The following is a 14,290-nucleotide window of genomic DNA, read 5'->3' as shown; positions in this document are numbered from 1 at the left end:
CCCGCTCGGATGTGCGATGCTCGACGCGTGACCAGCGAGCCCGCGCACCCGCCGGACCGCGGTACCGTCCCTGGCCCCGACCGGACGGCACCGCCGGACGCCGTGTCCGGACAGCGGGCGGAGGCGGACCGGGCGGACGATCTCGCGGCGACCACCGCCGTGCTCGAGCGGGCCAAAGGCGCGCTCATGGCCCTCACCGGCTGCGACGCGGCCGACGCCCACGACGAACTGCTGCGGCGGGCCGCGGACGGCGGCCGCACCCTGATGGAGGAATGCTGGATCACCCTCGGCGCCCTCCGCGCGGCCCCGCGGAGCGGACCGCCCGCCGCCCCCGTCGCCCCGGCGGTGGCCTCCTCGCCCGCCGTCACGGCGCCCCCCGCCGAGTACGACACGCACGCGCGCGCCCTCGCCCGGCTCGGCCGGGACCTGATCCGCGCCGGCTCACCGCAGGAACTGGCCGGCTGCCTGCTGGAGCATCTCGCCGCGGACACCCACGCCGACGCGGTGCTGCTCTACACCCGCGCGCCCGGCGGCGGCCTCGAACTCGCCGGCCACGCCGGGGTCGGCCGGAGCCTCGCCGAACGCTGGAGCCGGGTGCCGCCGGGCAGCGGGTACGCCGCCGTCGACGCCCTGGAGGCGGGCAAGGCGCACTGGCTGGAGGACGCCGAGCAGGACCGCAAACGGTACGTGCTCATCGAGGACCCGCCGCGCCGGTGGCACTCCCGTGCCTGGCTGCCGGTGCCGACCGGCGAGGACACCGCCACCGTCGCACTCGGTGTGCTGCGCCGTGACGCGGGACCGTTCGCTCCGGAGCAGCGGGAACTGCTGCGTGCGGTGGCCCGGCTGTGCGCGGGACGGCTGCGCACCTTCGACGCGGATCCGTCGCACACGCCCGGAGACGTCCCGCACCCCCTGCGCGCGGTGTTCGACGTGCTGCCGGGCGCCACGGTGCTGCTGACCCCGCTGCACGGCCCCGCGGACCCGGCCTCCGTACGGAGCGTCGAGGACTACCGCATCGACGCCGCGACCCCTCAGGCGGTCGACAATCTCGGCAGGACCGGACGCGACCTGGTCGGCCTGCGGCTGCTGGAGTGCTTCCCGGCCGCCGCGAGCGAGCCGCTGTGGCAGGGCTGTCTGAGCACCCTGGCCACCGGGGAGCCGTTCGAGGGACGGCCGTTCACGTCGCACGAGGTGCTCGGCGGGGTGTCGCGCACCGCCCTCTACTCGGTGCGGGCGGCACGGCTCGGCGAGCGGCTGGTGCTGCACTGGATCCGGCACGACGACGCCGACACGCTGGAGCAGCGGATGGCGGACGTGCAGCGGCTCGCCAATCTGGGCTGGGCGAGCTGGAACCTCACCACCGGCGACGTCTCCTGGTCGCCGCAGATGTACGCCATCTTCGACCGCGACCCGGCGCTCGGCCCCGTGGCCCTGGAACGGCTCGCGGACCTGGTGCTGCCCGAGGACCGGCCCGAGCTGCTGCACGCCGTCACGGCCCTGGCCGGTGAGGGCCGGTCCTTCGACCTGCCGCTGCGGATCAGGGCGGCCGGCGGCACCCGGCACCTGCGGGCCGTCGCGGAGGCGGTGCCGGACCGCCACGGCACGCCTGCCGAGGTGCACGGGTTCGTCCAGGACATGACGACGTTGCGGCGGGCCGAGCTGGCGCTGGTGCAGAGCGAGCAGGCCATCCTCACCCAGCACGGGGTGCTGCGGGCCGAGCGCGCGCTGGCCGCCCGGTTGCAGCACGCGCTGCTGCCGATGCCGGGCGAGGCCGTCGCCCTGGCCGGGCTGCGCGTGGAGGTCGCCTATCTTCCCGCGCAGTCCGGGGTCCATGTCGGCGGGGACTGGTTCAGCTCCATCGAGCTGCCCGACGGGAAGGCGCTGTTCGTGGTCGGTGACGTGGCGGGCCACGGGGTCGGCGCCGTCGCCACCATGGCCCAGCTGCGCTTCACCGCGAAGGGCATGGTCATCACGGGCTCCTCGCTGACCCAGGCCCTGGACCGGCTCAACACGCTGCTGCTGCACTCGCACGACCCGCACGCCACCGCCACCATGGTCATGGCCTGCTACGACCCCGGGGAGCGCCGCCTGGTGTGGGCGCAGGCCGGCCATCTCCCGCCGCTGCTGGTGCGCGACGGCGAGGTGCGCTACCTCGACCGCCCCGCCGGGGTGCTGCTGGGCGCGAGCGCCGATCCGGACTACGAGCAGGCCGAGTGCCGGCTGGTGCCGGGTGACCGGGTGCTGTTCTACACCGACGGCCTGGTCGAGCGGCCCACCGAGGTCATCGACGCGGGCCTGGCCCGGCTGGCGGAGGCGGTGGCCGGCCGGCCGGCCGACGGCACGGGCACCCTCGACACGCTGCTCGCCGCGATGCTGGAGGGCGAACGGCGCGACGACGTGTGCGTACTGGACCTCCAGGTCCCGGTGGACGACGAGAAGCCCGGGGACGCCTGACCGGCCGCCGGGCGTCCTCCGGCAGGCCGGGACGGGGTGCGGGTGCGGGTGCGGTCAGTCGTCGTCACGGTGACGCCAGTACCAGAGCACGCCGATCAGCAGGGCCAGCAGGAACACGGCGGGCAGCAGCAGGCCCGGGACGCGGGAGGCGCTCATCGGCGCAGCCTTCGGTCGAGCGGCGGGAAGCCGCGATGGGGGCTCCCCAGGATGAGGTGCGGGCGGGGGCACGGATCCCGGCTTTCCCGTCCCGTTGCCTGGTGTTCGACTCTACCGGGGGTGCTGTCAGTCGACCGGGTGACCAGGTGCGATTCCCCGGCAGTCGGTGAGCCTCAGCAGCGGGACGGTCCCGTCACGCGTGCCCCACTGGACCGGGTCGAGGACGAAGCCGACGTGGTCGCCGCCGTCGAGGTGCTGTCCCGTCCGGCCGACGAACCACGCCGTGGCGTCGGCGAGGACGACCGCGCCGCCGTAGCCCTCCCGCAGGCGCAGCCGCTCGAACTTGTCGGCGCGGTCGCCGGTGCGCCCGCCGAACAGCGCGGCGAGCGCCCGCCGGTCGCGGTCCAGGAGGTGCACGGCGAGGAAGTCGGCGGACCGGGCCACCCGGTAGGTGCGGTTGAGCCGGGACAGCCAGACCACGTACCGCACGGGGCGCATGGAGCACTGCGAGGCGAAGCCCACCAGACAGCCGGCCCGCTCGCCCCGCGCCACCGCGGTCACCACACACATCTCGGGGTCGAGCCGGTCGATGAACGCGCCCACGTCCGCCATGCCCGCACCACCGTCTCCGTCGTCCTCACCCCGTCTGCTGCCCCGGCAGCCGCCGTACAGACCCCGGCCCCGTCGCCCTCCGTCCTTCCTCGCCGTCCGTCGTCGTCCGTCAGTCTCCGTCGAGGGTCGTCCGGGACTCCAGTGCCTGGCGGGTGTCGTTGCCGTAGACGCCGGTCTCGTCGCCGCGGATGCCGTACCAGAGCTGGAAGCGGGCGACGGCCTCGGTGAGCGTCCCGTCGTAGCGGCCGCCGGTGGAGCCGTTCGGATAGACGTCCGGGACACGCAGCAGGCGCTGCTCGAGCTCGGTGACCTCGGGACCGCTGTCACCCTCGCGGAGCGTGCCGGCGCCGTCGGGGTCGGTACCGTCGGCCGGGGTGGCCGACGCGGCCGGTCCGGCCGGTGCGGAGGCGGCCGGGGAGGACGCCCGGGCGGCGGGTGCGGCGTCACCGCGGGCGGGCAGCAGCAGGGCAGCGGCGAAGCCTGCCAGCGCCGCGGCGGCCACTCCCACGGCGACCGCGGCACGGCGCAGTCCGGAACCGGAGCCCGGGTGCCGGCCGCCGCGGCCCGGAGGGACGGCCGGGAGTTCCTGGGTCTCGTCGTCGAAGGCGAGCGAGGGGTCCGGTCCCGTCCCCCGCGCGTCCCCCGGGGGCGTCCCCCGCCGTCGTCCGGGGGCGGGCTCGTCGGGCGGGACGGTGACGGACTCGTAGCCGCCGCCCCTCGGCATGTCCCTCATCAGCTCCGCGAGGGCGTCGGTGCGGCGGGGCCTGAGGACGCGGATGGGTTCGAGGACCGGGCGGTCCTGCGGCGGCTGCCCCGGTTCGGCGGGTGTCGGCACTCTGCTCTCCTTCGGTTCCCGTGCGCACGGGCGGTGTCGACCGTCCCCCGGAGAGTGATACGCGGACGGGGGCGGATGGGTTCAACCGTTCCGGCCGGCCCGCCCTCCCGGTGCCGTGCGCCCCGGCCGGGAGCACTCAGTTCCCTCATGGGGCTGCACTGAGTGCCGTGCGAGCTCGGCGGATGCTACGTTCACGTCCATGAGCTCCAGCAGCGCGGCGACGACCGCGAAGCCGCCCATGCGGGACGCCCTGATCGCGGCGGCGTTCCGGCTCTTCCTGGAACGCGGCTACGAGCACACCACGGTGGACGACATCGTGGCCCTCGCGGGCGTCGGACGGCGGTCGTTCTTCCGCTACTTCCCCTCCAAGGAGGACGTGGTCTTCCCGGACCACGAGCGCTGCCTCGCCGACATGACGGCGTTCCTCGCCGCGAGCCACGACGCGGACGAACCGGTGCGCAGGGTGTGCGACGCGGCCCGTCTGGTGCTGCGCATGTACGCGGAGAACCCGACCTTCTCGGTGCAGCGCTACCGGCTCACCAAGCAGGTGCCGGGACTTCGGGCGTACGAGCTGTCGGTGGTGTGGCGCTACGAGCGTGCGCTCGCGGACTATCTGCGCGGCCGGTTCGCCGGGCGGCGGGACGGGATCCTGCAGGCCGACGTGGTCGCGGCGGCCGTGGTCGCCGCGCACAACAACGCGCTGCGCTCCTGGCTGCGTTCGGACGGCGAGGGCGACGCGAACACCGCGGTGGACCACGCGCTGGGCTATGTCCAGGCGGCGTTCGGGCACACCGCGGCACCGCTGGTGGCCACCCAGCCGGACGACGTCATGGTCATCGTCTCGCGGCGCGACGCCCCGCTGTGGCGGGTCGTGCAGGAGATCGAATCCACCCTCGGCCGGGACTGAGACTCCGCCCGGCACCGCAGATCCGAAAAATTGAGGGTACGCAGTATCTTTACGTCTGACACTGAGTGCCATACGGTGGCGGGCGTGCGCGGTGGCACGGTGAACCGGGCATACGGGTGTGCCCGGACCAGCCCGGCATACGCGGATCCGGCCGAGCGCAGGGAGTTGACCAGCGTGTACCACCTCTCAGGAAACGCCGTTCACGCAACCGCCGGTGCCCCCGTGGGGGTTCTCGACACCGACCGCCGCCAGGACCCGGCGGCCATCGTCTACCAGCGCTGCACCTGGTGCCGTACCGCCATGTACCACCGGGTGCTCTGCCCGGTGTGCCAGGGCAGCGAGCTGCGTACGGAGCGCAGCGAGGGCATGGGCACGGTCCGCCATTCGACGGTGGTGCACCGCAACACCCCGGCCGCGCGCAATGTGTCGCTGATCGAGATGGCCGAGGGCTTCGTGGTGCGGGGCAGGGTCATGGGGCCGCCGATCGGCATCCACAGCGGTGACCGGGTGCGGCTGTCCACCGCCAAGGACCCGGTGCGCGGCGAGCCGGTGTTCCAGCTGGTCGACGAGCCGTACCGGGCCTGGACCTGACCGTGCCCGGCCCGGTGGCGGTCACGGGGCGAGGGTCACCCGGACCCCGACCGTGCCGTCCGCGCCCCGGCGCAGCCGGCTGCCCAGCAGGGTGAGCCGGCCGGCGATGCCGTACTTGCGGGCGATGAGCCGGCGGATGCGGGCGGTGCCCTCGGCGTCGCAGATCTCGGCGGTGGCCGGGACCTGGTGACCGGTCGGCTTGCCGCGTACGTCACAGGGGCCGACCAGGACGTCGGCGCGGGCCCGGATCCGTTTGACCTTCCAGGAGCCGGTGACCGTCCAGAAGGCGGGCGTGTCGCCGTCCAGCACCACCCACACCGGCGTGGCGACCGGGGTGCCGTCCCTGCGGTAGCTGGTGACCAGCAGATACTTTCCTCCGGCCACCCGCCGGGCCGGTGCCGTGTCGTCGTCCATGGGCGCAGTCTAGGCCGCCACGCCCGTCCGCACCGTGCCGCCGGGGCCGCCCGAGGAGATCACCCGCGCGCTGAACGCGGGCGTGCCCGGCCACGTAAGGGAGGGCGGGCCCAACACGCTTGTGGCTCCGCGGTGTTGACAGCGCGTATTCGGGGTTCGGGAGCCAGGTATGAGGCACGCACGACGACGGGTCGTCCGGCGAGTGGCACGGCTGGCGGCCGTCGGCGGACTTCTCCTGGGGGGAGCGATGGTCACCCAGGCGGCCATGGCGAGCGAGCCCCCGGGGCGGAGCGCGGTGGTGCTGCGCGGCACGACGCCGTCGGCGGGGGCCACCGGCGAGGGGCTGGTCGCGAAGCTCGGTACGGCCCGTACGGCGGGCAGCTGGATCGGCGCCGACGGCAGGCCGGTCGTCGCGGTCACCGACGCGGCCGCGGCCTCGGCGGTGCGGGCGGCCGGTGCCGAGGCGAAGCTGGTCGGCCACAGCATGGAGGAACTCACGTCCGCCACGGGCACGTTGCGTTCGGCGCCCCGGGTGGCCGGTACCGCCTGGGCGGTCGACTACACGACCAACCGGGTGGTGGTGGAGGCCGACAGCTCGGTGTCCGCCGCCGCCTGGTCACGGCTGAAGCGGGTCGCCGACGGCATCGGCGGCTTCGTCCGCATGGAGCGCACCCAGGGCGCCTTCACCACCCGGCTGAACGGCGCGGCACCGATCCTCTCCACCAACGGCCGCTGCTCGGCCGGCTTCAACGTGACCGACGGCGGGAGCGACTTCATCCTCACCGCCGGGCACTGCGGCCCGAACGGGTCGATCTGGTTCGCCGACAGCCAGGGCAACCAGCAGCTGGGCACGACCGTCGACGACACCTTCCCCGGCAACGACTACTCGCTCGTCAAGTACGCGACGGGCAAGGCGGGTGACGGCGCGGACGTGGTCGCGGTCGGCGGCGGCAAGGGCGTACGGATCACCGGGGTCGCCGATCCCACCGTGGGACAGCGGGTGTTCCGCAGCGGCAGCACCAGCGGGCTGCACGACGGGCAGGTCACGGCGCTCAACGCGACCGTCAACTACCCGGAGGGCACGGTCACCGGGCTCATCCAGACCACGGTGTGCGCCGAACCCGGCGACAGCGGCGGGCCGTTGTTCTCCGACGGGATCGCGCTCGGTGTGACGTCGGGCGGCAGCGGCGACTGCACGGCCGGCGGTACGACGTTCTTCCAGCCGGTGACCCAGGCGCTGAACGCGCTCAACGTCAAGCTGCTGGTGTCGGCCCAGGGACAGCAGGCGCAGGGGCAGGGCGCGGCGGCCGGGCAGTCGGCGGCGTCCCCCGCGCCGTCCGCCTCGGCCACGCACAGCGCCATCGCGCCGGGTGCGGCCTCCCCCGGCTCGTCGGCGCCGGTCACGGGGACGACGGCGGACACCTCGCTGGCCGCGCGGCTGACCGACCCGAACGTGGTCGGGCCGGGTCTGCTGGTGATCGCGGGCAGTCTGATCGCGCTGGTGGCGACGCGCTGGATCCGTGCGGAGGCGGAACGCAACGCCTACCGGCGGTACTACTCGGCGACGTGGGGCTGATGACGCGGGGCTGATCCGGCAGCGACGCCGGACGGGACCGGGGCGGGCCGGCCGAGAGGCCGGTCAGGACGGCGGCCGGCGGGGCTCAGGCCGCCCGGGCGACCTGAGGAGCGACCGCGGCCCACTCCATGACGAGCCGCCGGTACTCCTCGCGCTGCTCGCCGTTCAGTGTCCCGCCCGACCGGAGCCACAGGGCCCGGATCTGCTCGTTGACCTCGGCCGCCGAACGCTCGGTGGTGGATTCAACAGTGGTGGACATGCTGTGGATCCTACGGGCCCGAACGTGAAGGCGCTGTGAATAAGTTCACCCCATACGGACATCACGGACGTGTCACTGATCACGTCGCGTGACGGGAATCAACGGCGCATCCGCCGCGTCCCCGGGCGCCCGCGGTGAGCGGCCGGTACCACCTTGACGCTCGGTTCACGGCGTGCCGACAGTGAGTGCCCTCAGCCATGACCAGTGGAGGGCAGCTCGTATGACGTTCTCGCTCGGCATCGTCGGGGCCGGACAGTTCTCCGGCCGGTTCGCCGCACTGTTCCACGCCCATCCCGGGGTCCGTGACGTGTATGTCACCGACCTGCTGCCCGAGCGCGCGGAGCGGCTGGCCGCCGCCGAGCGTCTCACGGGCACCTTCCCGTCGTACGAGGCCATGCTGGAGTCGGACGCGGTGGACGCCGTGGGGATCTTCACCCAGCGCTGGACGCACGGCCCGCTGGTGCTGCGGGCCCTGGAGGCGGGCAAACACGTGTACTCCGCGGTCCCCATGGCCGTCACCGAGGAGGAGATCGCGGCGATCGTCGAGGCGGTCCGCGGGACCGGGCTGACGTACATGATGGGCGAGACCAGCCAGTACCACCCGGCCACCGTGCACGCCCGCGACCAGATCGACCGGGGCGCCTTCGGACGGATCTTCTACGCCGAGGGCGACTACGTCCACGACATGGACCTCGGCTTCTACGACGCCTACCGCTACAGCGGCGGGGAGCACTGGAAGGAGACGGCCAGCTATCCCCCGCTGCTGTACCCGACGCACTCGGTGGGCGGGGTGCTGGGCGCCTGGCGGACACGCGCGGTGACCGTGTCGGCGATCGGGGTCGTCGACGAGCGCGGCGACGGCGTCTTCGACCGGTCGGTCAGCCGGTTCGGCAACGACTTCTCCAACGCGACGGCGCTGTTCGAGGTGGCGGGCGGCGGCTCGTTCCGCACCAACGAGTTCCGCCGGGTCGGTTACCCCTCGCAGATCCGTGAGTCCCGGTTCCGCTTCTTCGGCACGGAGGCGAGCATGGAACAGCTGGCCACGGTGGCGCTGTGGCAGGACAAGAAGGGCGTGCTGGACATCACCGGACTGCTCGAGCCCGGGCCCGGCACGGCTCCCGGCGATCCGGCGCTGCGGGACGTCGCGCCGGAGCTGCGTGCCGCGTTCACCTCCGGCTGCGCACCGGTGCACGACCGCTCACGGCTGCCGCGGGAGTACGACGGGCTGCACAACGGGCACGAGGGCAGCCATCACTTCCTCGCCGACGACTTCGTGAGCGCCGTGAACACCGGTACGCCCCCGCCGGTCAACGCCTGGGTCGCCGCCCGCTACACCCTGCCGGGGATCGTCGCCCACCGGTCCGCGCTGCGGGGCGGGGTCCGGCTGGAGATCCCGGACTTCGGGGACGCGCCGGGGGTGTGAGGGCGGCGGCGGTCCGGTCAGGTGCCCGGCTTGCGCCCGTACACGTAGACGTCGTCGCCCTTCTTCAGCAGCGACCAGTACGACTTCGCGTCCTTGGTGGTCATGTTGACGCAGCCGTGCGAACCCGGCGGGTTCCACATGCTGAGGCCGACGGAGTGGAACGCCTGGCCGCCGTCGAAGAACTGGCTGTAGGGCATCGGCACGTCGTAGATCGTCGAGACGTGGTCGATGTCCCGCCAGTAGATCTTCTTCAGGCCGGTGCGGGTCTCGTAGCCGTCACGTCCGGTGCGCACCGGCACCGGGCCGTAGACGAGTTTCTTGCCGTCCTGGATCCAGCTGAGCTGGAGGGTGAGGTCGACGCAGGCGATACGGCCCTTGTTGACCGGGCACTTGCCGTCCTTGTTGGGGTTCTTGCCGACGGCCTTCTGCTTGTTCATCAGGTCCATCACGCCCCAGGTGACCGGGCCCGCGTAGCCGACGGCGGGGGTGATGCCGTGCTTGTTCTGGAAGGCCCGGACGGCCTTGCAGTCGGTGGACGACTGCTTGCCGTCGACCTTGAGGCCGAGGAACTTCTCGACCTGCTTCTGGTACGGGCCGGTCTGTGTCGTACAGCTGGTGGCCGCCTGTGCGGGCGCCGTGGTGGCCGCGAGCGTCAGCGGGGCCACCAGTCCGGTGACTCCCAGGACGACGGCGGCACGTCTGCGTATGTCCCCCATGGCCGATCTTCCCCTCCTCATGTCCGGACCTTCCGTTTCATTGGACCCGCGGATCGCGGCGGTGGTTGCGGTGACGGCCGTCCTGGGACCGAATGGTTACGTTTCTCCCGGCGGGGGCGGTCCGTCCCCGCCGGGAGCGGCGGCTCACGTGGCCGCGGACGGCTCAGTGGCCGCGGGCGATCCACTCGTCCAGGTGGGGCGCCTCGGCGCCGATGGTCGTCGAATCGCCGTGACCGGTGAGGACCTTCGTCCCGGGCGGCAGGGTGAGGAGCCGGTCGCGGATCGAGGCGACGATCGTCGGGAAGTGCGAGAAGGAGCGGCCGGTGGCTCCCGGCCCGCCCTGGAAGAGGGTGTCGCCGGTGAACACGGCCGCGAGACCGGGGTCGTAGAGGCAGACGGCGCCGGGCGCGTGCCCCGGGGTGTGCAGCACGGTCAGGTCGGCTCCGGCGGCCTCGATGACCTGGCCGTCGGCGAGATGGGCGTCGGGGTCGCGGTCGGGGTGGGTCTGCCGCCACAGCGGCAGGTCGTCGGGGTGCAGCCAGACGGTGGCCCCGGTGAGGTCGGCGAGGGCGGGCGCGGCGTCGATGTGGTCGTTGTGGGCGTGGGTGCAGACGATGGCGGTCAGCCGCCGGTCCCCCACGGCCGCGGCGATGGCGTCCGCGTCGTGGGCGGCGTCGATGACGACGACCTCGTGGTCGTCCCCGACGAGCCACACGTTGTTGTCGACGTCCCAGGTGCCGCCGTCGAGGCTGAACTGCCCCGAGGTGACGAGGCGTTCGATGCGGGCGGTCATCAGAGGACCACCACCGAGCGCAGCACGTCGCCCTGGTGCATGCGCTCGAACGCCTTCTCCACCTCGTCGAGCCCGATGGTCTCGGTGACGAACGCGCCGAGGTCCAGCCTCCCCTGCCGGTACAGGTCGATGAGCATCGGGAAGTCCCGGGAGGGCAGGCAGTCCCCGTACCACGACGACTTCAGCGAACCGCCCCGCCCGAACACGTCCAGCAGCGGCAGTTCCAGCTTCATCTCCGGCGTGGGCACACCGACCAGCACGACCGTGCCGGCCAGGTCACGGGCGTAGAAGGCCTGCCGGTAGGTCTCCGGGCGGCCGACGGCCTCGATGACGACGTCGGCGCCGAACCCGCCGGTGAGCTCGCGCACCGCCTCGACCGGGTCGGTCTGCGTGGAGTTCACGGTGTGGGTCGCGCCCAGTTCCCGCGCCTTGGCGAGTTTGCGGTCGTCGATGTCGACGGCGATGACGCGGGACGCTCCGGCGAGGACCGAGCCCATGATCGCCGCGTCTCCGACACCTCCGCAGCCGATCACGGCGACGCTGTCGCCGCGGCCGACGTTGCCGGTGTTGATCGCCGCGCCGATGCCCGCCATCACGCCGCAGCCCAGCAGCCCGGCCACCTCGGGTGCCGCGGCCGGGTCGACCTTGGTGCACTGGCCGGCCGCCACCAGCGTCTTCTCCGCGAAGGCGCCGATCCCCAGGGCCGGGGACAGCTCGGTACCGTCCTTCAGGGTCATCCTCTGCTTCGCGTTGTGCGTGTCGAAGCAGTACCACGGGCGGCCCCGCAGACATGCCCGGCACTGTCCGCACACCGCACGCCAGTTGAGGATCACGAAGTCGCCCGGCGCCACGTCGGTGACGCCCTCGCCGACCGACTCCACCACGCCCGCCGCCTCGTGGCCCAGCAGGAACGGGAACTCGTCGTTGATGCCGCCCTGCTTGTAGTGCAGGTCGGTGTGGCACACGCCGCAGGCCTGGACGCGCACGACGGCCTCACCCGGACCGGGGTCGGGCACGACGATCGTCTCGATCCGCACGGGCTCGTCCTTGCCCGGCGCGATCACGCCACGTACTTCCTGTGCCATGGTGCTGGCCCCTTCCGCACTGTCCGGAGTCGATACTCCCCGACCTTACGGGTGACTGATCGGTAGGCGCGGAGGACCCCCCTGCCGTCACCGCCGGCCGGACCGGGGCCGCGCCGCCGCCGCGGCTACGCCAGGGACAGGAAGAGCTTCTCCAGCCGGCCCTTCATCTCCTCCGTGCCCGCGGTCCGGCCGTCGGCGCCCTCCTGGTCCAGGCCCGTCATGCACTGTTGCAGCCCGGTGGCGATGATCGCGAAGCCCGCCCGGTCGAGCGCCCGGGAGGCCGCGGCGAGCTGGGTCACGACGTCCTCGCAGTCCCGTCCCTCCTCGATCATCCTGATCACGCCGGAGATCTGTCCCTGCGCCCTGCGCAGCCGGTTCAGCACCGACTTCATCTCGTCGTTCTCGAACTGCAGCTCCACGGTCTTCCCTCTCCTCTGTATACCCTTAGGGGTATTTTACCCTCCGGTGCGCGCGACGTGCGTTTGCCGGGCCCACCCGCGCGGAGGAGTCTCGGAGAGTGGGACACCCGCGGCCCGCGCCTCCTTCGAGGGCCGCGGATCCTCGAAGGAGGTCAGCATGGGCACCGCGGCAAGCTCCACCCCGTTCGACACCGACACCCTGCGCCGGGGCGTCGAGGGCCACTCGGCCACGGCACTCGCGTCCCTGTACGCGGACGACGCGGAGATCCGCGTCGTGGACCGCAACACCCAGCCCAGCCACCCCATGGTGCTGCACGGCAGGGACGAGATCCGCGCGATGTACGAGGACATCTACAGCCGCGACATGACGCACAAGCTGGAACGGTGCGTCGTCGAGGGCGACCACGCCGCCTACAGCCAGTCCTGCCGCTACGCGGACGGCATCCGGGTGTTCACCGAGTCGATGGTCACGCTGCGCGACGGCAAGATCGCCGAGGAGATCCTGATCCAGGCCTGGGACGAATAGGAGGGAACCGGTCCGGGTCCGGGGCGCCGCACCGGCGAACCGGACCCGATTTTTGTCATGTCCGCAGTCTTGTGAAGTGGGGCGACTCCTCCTTACTTTTCAGTAAGTTGCTGCCGGGGCAGGTGTGTTGCGCATGCGCACCCCGTTCTCCGGCTTTCCCCGCATGCCGTCGCCCCCAGAGGAGAGAGCAGACATGGCTGCCTTCAGACCCAGGCACCTTTGCTCCGTGGCCGCCGCCCTCGTACTGACCGTCGCCGCCCCCGCGACCGCCGCCACCGCGGACTCGTCCGCCGCGCTGCGGGAGGTGCTGTTCGTGGGCAACAACTGGGACGGCACCGCCACCGTCCTGAAGTCCTCCGGGGACTTCGCCAAGGTCGGCCAGATCGACGTCGTGCCCGACAAGGCGCAGCGGATCGCCGAGATCAACGCCGACCCCATCAAGTGGATCTACTACATGGGGATCCGCAACGAGGTCGGGCAGGGCCACGACCAGTACGTCGACGACATGTACTCCACGCCGGACGGGAAGTCCGTGGTGGTCTCCCGGCCGAGCTTCGCCGACGTCGTCTCCATCGACCTGGCCACGGACAAGATCAACTGGCGCTTCCCGGTGGCCGGTTACCGCGCCGACCACATGGCGGTCTCCCCCGACGGCACCCGGGTCGCGGTCTCGGCGTCCACCGCGAACAAGGTGCAGGTGCTGAACATCGACACCGGGCAGGAGGTCGGCGAGTTCGCGACCGGTGACAAGCCGCACGAGAACGTCTTCACCAACGGCGGCAAGTACATCTGGAACATGGCGATCGGCGAGGTCACCACCTCGCTCGACGACCCGATCTGGGACTGGACCAAGGGCGACCGGCACATCACCGTCGTGGACGCGACGACCTTCAAGCAGGTCAAGGTCATCGACATGCGGGACCGGCTCGACGCGATCGGGCTGAAGGACTACTCCGACGCGGTGCGGCCCGCCGCGTTCAGCCCGGACTGGTCGAAGTTCTACTTCCAGGTGTCGTTCTTCAACGGCTTCCTGGAGTACGACGTCGCCGCCGACCGGATCACCCGGGTGAAGACACTGCCCTCGAACCCGGCGACCAGCACGGACCGCACCACCTGGCTGCTGGACTCGCGCCACCACGGCATCTCGATGAACCCGGCGGGCACCAAGCTGTGTGTCGCGGGGACGATGGACAACTACGCCACCGTCGTCGACCGGGCCACCCTCCAGGAGGGCCCGCTGGTCACCGCGTCGACACCCTACTGGGCCACGGTGAGCGGCGACGGCCAGGACTGCGTGATCTCCGAGAGCGGCGCCGACCAGGTGACCGCGATCGACTTCGCGACCGGCCAGAAGGTGCTGTCGGTCCCGGTGGGCGACCATCCGCAGCGGGTCAGGCTCGGCCATGTGTCCGCGGACTGGACGGGCCCGTCCGGAAGCTGACACCCGCCCGCACCCGGGCGCGGGCGCGGGTCCGGCCCGCGTACGGCATCGGTCCCGCCGCCGGTGCCGTACCGGCACGGTTC

At 72.4% G+C, this 14,290-nt stretch carries 15 protein-coding genes; 7 read left to right on the top strand and 8 right to left on the bottom strand.

What is annotated here, in order from left to right:
• Positions 1-9 precede the first annotated feature (9 nt).
• Positions 10-2,454 carry a SpoIIE family protein phosphatase gene (locus ABZ862_RS25670; protein ID WP_360962452.1) on the top strand — a complete coding sequence of 815 codons (2,445 nt, stop codon included), beginning with the start codon at positions 10-12 and terminating at the stop codon, positions 2,452-2,454.
• A gap of 282 nt (positions 2,455-2,736) precedes the next feature.
• On the opposite strand, the gene ABZ862_RS25665 is transcribed toward ABZ862_RS25670, so the two are convergent.
• On the bottom strand, positions 2,737-3,222 hold the full coding sequence (locus tag ABZ862_RS25665; protein ID WP_360962276.1) for a flavin reductase family protein: 486 nt from the start codon (positions 3,220-3,222) through the stop codon (positions 2,737-2,739).
• A gap of 109 nt (positions 3,223-3,331) precedes the next feature.
• Positions 3,332-4,057, bottom strand: a complete 726-nt coding sequence (locus tag ABZ862_RS25660; protein ID WP_360962273.1) for a peptidoglycan-binding domain-containing protein — start codon at positions 4,055-4,057, stop codon at positions 3,332-3,334.
• 238 nt (positions 4,058-4,295) lie between these two features.
• Between ABZ862_RS25660 and ABZ862_RS25655 the strand changes: the two genes are divergently transcribed.
• The gene (locus tag ABZ862_RS25655; protein WP_360962449.1) at positions 4,296-4,964 is read left to right on the top strand and encodes a TetR family transcriptional regulator; all 669 of its coding nucleotides are present in this window, start codon (positions 4,296-4,298) and stop codon (positions 4,962-4,964) included.
• A 174-nt stretch (positions 4,965-5,138) separates the two neighbouring features.
• A complete protein-coding gene (locus ABZ862_RS25650) occupies positions 5,139-5,555 on the top strand; it encodes a hypothetical protein (protein ID WP_360962270.1) in 417 nt (138 codons plus the stop codon).
• A gap of 21 nt (positions 5,556-5,576) precedes the next feature.
• On the opposite strand, the gene ABZ862_RS25645 is transcribed toward ABZ862_RS25650, so the two are convergent.
• Positions 5,577-5,969, bottom strand: a complete 393-nt coding sequence (locus ABZ862_RS25645) for a PPOX class F420-dependent oxidoreductase (protein ID WP_360962267.1) — start codon at positions 5,967-5,969, stop codon at positions 5,577-5,579.
• Positions 5,970-6,138: 169 nt separating this feature from the next.
• Between ABZ862_RS25645 and ABZ862_RS25640 the strand changes: the two genes are divergently transcribed.
• Complete coding sequence (locus ABZ862_RS25640) at positions 6,139-7,545, top strand: S1 family peptidase (protein WP_360962265.1); 1,407 nt, start codon at positions 6,139-6,141, stop codon at positions 7,543-7,545.
• Between the two features lie 85 nt (positions 7,546-7,630).
• Here the strand turns inward: ABZ862_RS25640 and ABZ862_RS25635 are convergent, their stop codons facing one another.
• Positions 7,631-7,804: a hypothetical protein gene (locus ABZ862_RS25635; RefSeq protein ID WP_360962263.1), complete on the bottom strand. Its 174-nt coding sequence runs from the start codon at positions 7,802-7,804 to the stop codon at positions 7,631-7,633.
• A gap of 220 nt (positions 7,805-8,024) precedes the next feature.
• On the opposite strand from ABZ862_RS25635, the gene ABZ862_RS25630 reads away from it, so the two are divergent.
• Positions 8,025-9,227: a Gfo/Idh/MocA family oxidoreductase gene (locus ABZ862_RS25630; RefSeq protein WP_360962261.1), complete on the top strand. Its 1,203-nt coding sequence runs from the start codon at positions 8,025-8,027 to the stop codon at positions 9,225-9,227.
• 17 nt (positions 9,228-9,244) lie between these two features.
• Here the strand turns inward: ABZ862_RS25630 and ABZ862_RS25625 are convergent, their stop codons facing one another.
• The 4 genes from ABZ862_RS25625 to ABZ862_RS25610 form a co-directional block, all read right to left on the bottom strand.
• On the bottom strand, positions 9,245-9,943 hold the full coding sequence (locus tag ABZ862_RS25625; protein WP_360962260.1) for a L,D-transpeptidase family protein: 699 nt from the start codon (positions 9,941-9,943) through the stop codon (positions 9,245-9,247).
• Between the two features lie 163 nt (positions 9,944-10,106).
• Complete coding sequence (locus ABZ862_RS25620; protein ID WP_360962257.1) at positions 10,107-10,736, bottom strand: MBL fold metallo-hydrolase; 630 nt, start codon at positions 10,734-10,736, stop codon at positions 10,107-10,109.
• Positions 10,736-11,821 (bottom strand): S-(hydroxymethyl)mycothiol dehydrogenase, encoded by a 1,086-nt coding sequence (locus tag ABZ862_RS25615; protein ID WP_360962254.1) that lies wholly within the window; start codon positions 11,819-11,821, stop codon positions 10,736-10,738. Before ABZ862_RS25615 ends, ABZ862_RS25620 begins: the two co-directional genes overlap by 1 nt.
• Before the next feature lie 125 nt (positions 11,822-11,946).
• The gene (locus tag ABZ862_RS25610; protein WP_360962446.1) at positions 11,947-12,213 is read right to left on the bottom strand and encodes a metal-sensitive transcriptional regulator; all 267 of its coding nucleotides are present in this window, start codon (positions 12,211-12,213) and stop codon (positions 11,947-11,949) included.
• Positions 12,214-12,397: 184 nt separating this feature from the next.
• Between ABZ862_RS25610 and ABZ862_RS25605 the strand changes: the two genes are divergently transcribed.
• Both ABZ862_RS25605 and ABZ862_RS25600 read left to right on the top strand, forming a co-directional pair.
• Positions 12,398-12,766, top strand: a complete 369-nt coding sequence (locus ABZ862_RS25605; protein ID WP_360962252.1) for a nuclear transport factor 2 family protein — start codon at positions 12,398-12,400, stop codon at positions 12,764-12,766.
• A gap of 193 nt (positions 12,767-12,959) precedes the next feature.
• Positions 12,960-14,207, top strand: coding sequence for a YncE family protein (locus tag ABZ862_RS25600; RefSeq protein ID WP_360962250.1), 1,248 nt, complete (start codon positions 12,960-12,962; stop codon positions 14,205-14,207).
• Positions 14,208-14,290 lie beyond the last annotated feature (83 nt).

This window comes from Streptomyces sp. NPDC047000 (genome assembly GCF_040644295.1).
Lineage (GTDB): Bacteria > Actinomycetota > Actinomycetes > Streptomycetales > Streptomycetaceae > Streptomyces.
Note: the sequence above shows the minus strand (reverse complement) of the source record. Positions and strands in the feature narration are given on the sequence as shown.

Bases quoted from the DNA above. Each gene is read 5' to 3' on its own strand.
- ABZ862_RS25670 (WP_360962452.1), top strand. From the start codon at position 10: ATGTGCGATGCTCGACGCGTGACCAGCGAGCCCGCGCACCCGCCGGAC.
- ABZ862_RS25665 (WP_360962276.1), bottom strand. From the start codon at position 3,222: ATGGCGGACGTGGGCGCGTTCATCGACCGGCTCGACCCCGAGATGTGT.
- ABZ862_RS25655 (WP_360962449.1), top strand. From the start codon at position 4,296: ATGCGGGACGCCCTGATCGCGGCGGCGTTCCGGCTCTTCCTGGAACGC.
- ABZ862_RS25645 (WP_360962267.1), bottom strand. From the start codon at position 5,969: ATGGACGACGACACGGCACCGGCCCGGCGGGTGGCCGGAGGAAAGTAT.
- ABZ862_RS25640 (WP_360962265.1), top strand. From the start codon at position 6,139: ATGAGGCACGCACGACGACGGGTCGTCCGGCGAGTGGCACGGCTGGCG.
- ABZ862_RS25635 (WP_360962263.1), bottom strand. From the start codon at position 7,804: ATGTCCACCACTGTTGAATCCACCACCGAGCGTTCGGCGGCCGAGGTC.
- ABZ862_RS25630 (WP_360962261.1), top strand. From the start codon at position 8,025: ATGACGTTCTCGCTCGGCATCGTCGGGGCCGGACAGTTCTCCGGCCGG.
- ABZ862_RS25625 (WP_360962260.1), bottom strand. From the start codon at position 9,943: ATGGGGGACATACGCAGACGTGCCGCCGTCGTCCTGGGAGTCACCGGA.
- ABZ862_RS25620 (WP_360962257.1), bottom strand. From the start codon at position 10,736: ATGACCGCCCGCATCGAACGCCTCGTCACCTCGGGGCAGTTCAGCCTC.
- ABZ862_RS25615 (WP_360962254.1), bottom strand. From the start codon at position 11,821: ATGGCACAGGAAGTACGTGGCGTGATCGCGCCGGGCAAGGACGAGCCC.
- ABZ862_RS25610 (WP_360962446.1), bottom strand. From the start codon at position 12,213: ATGAAGTCGGTGCTGAACCGGCTGCGCAGGGCGCAGGGACAGATCTCC.
- ABZ862_RS25605 (WP_360962252.1), top strand. From the start codon at position 12,398: ATGGGCACCGCGGCAAGCTCCACCCCGTTCGACACCGACACCCTGCGC.
- ABZ862_RS25600 (WP_360962250.1), top strand. From the start codon at position 12,960: ATGGCTGCCTTCAGACCCAGGCACCTTTGCTCCGTGGCCGCCGCCCTC.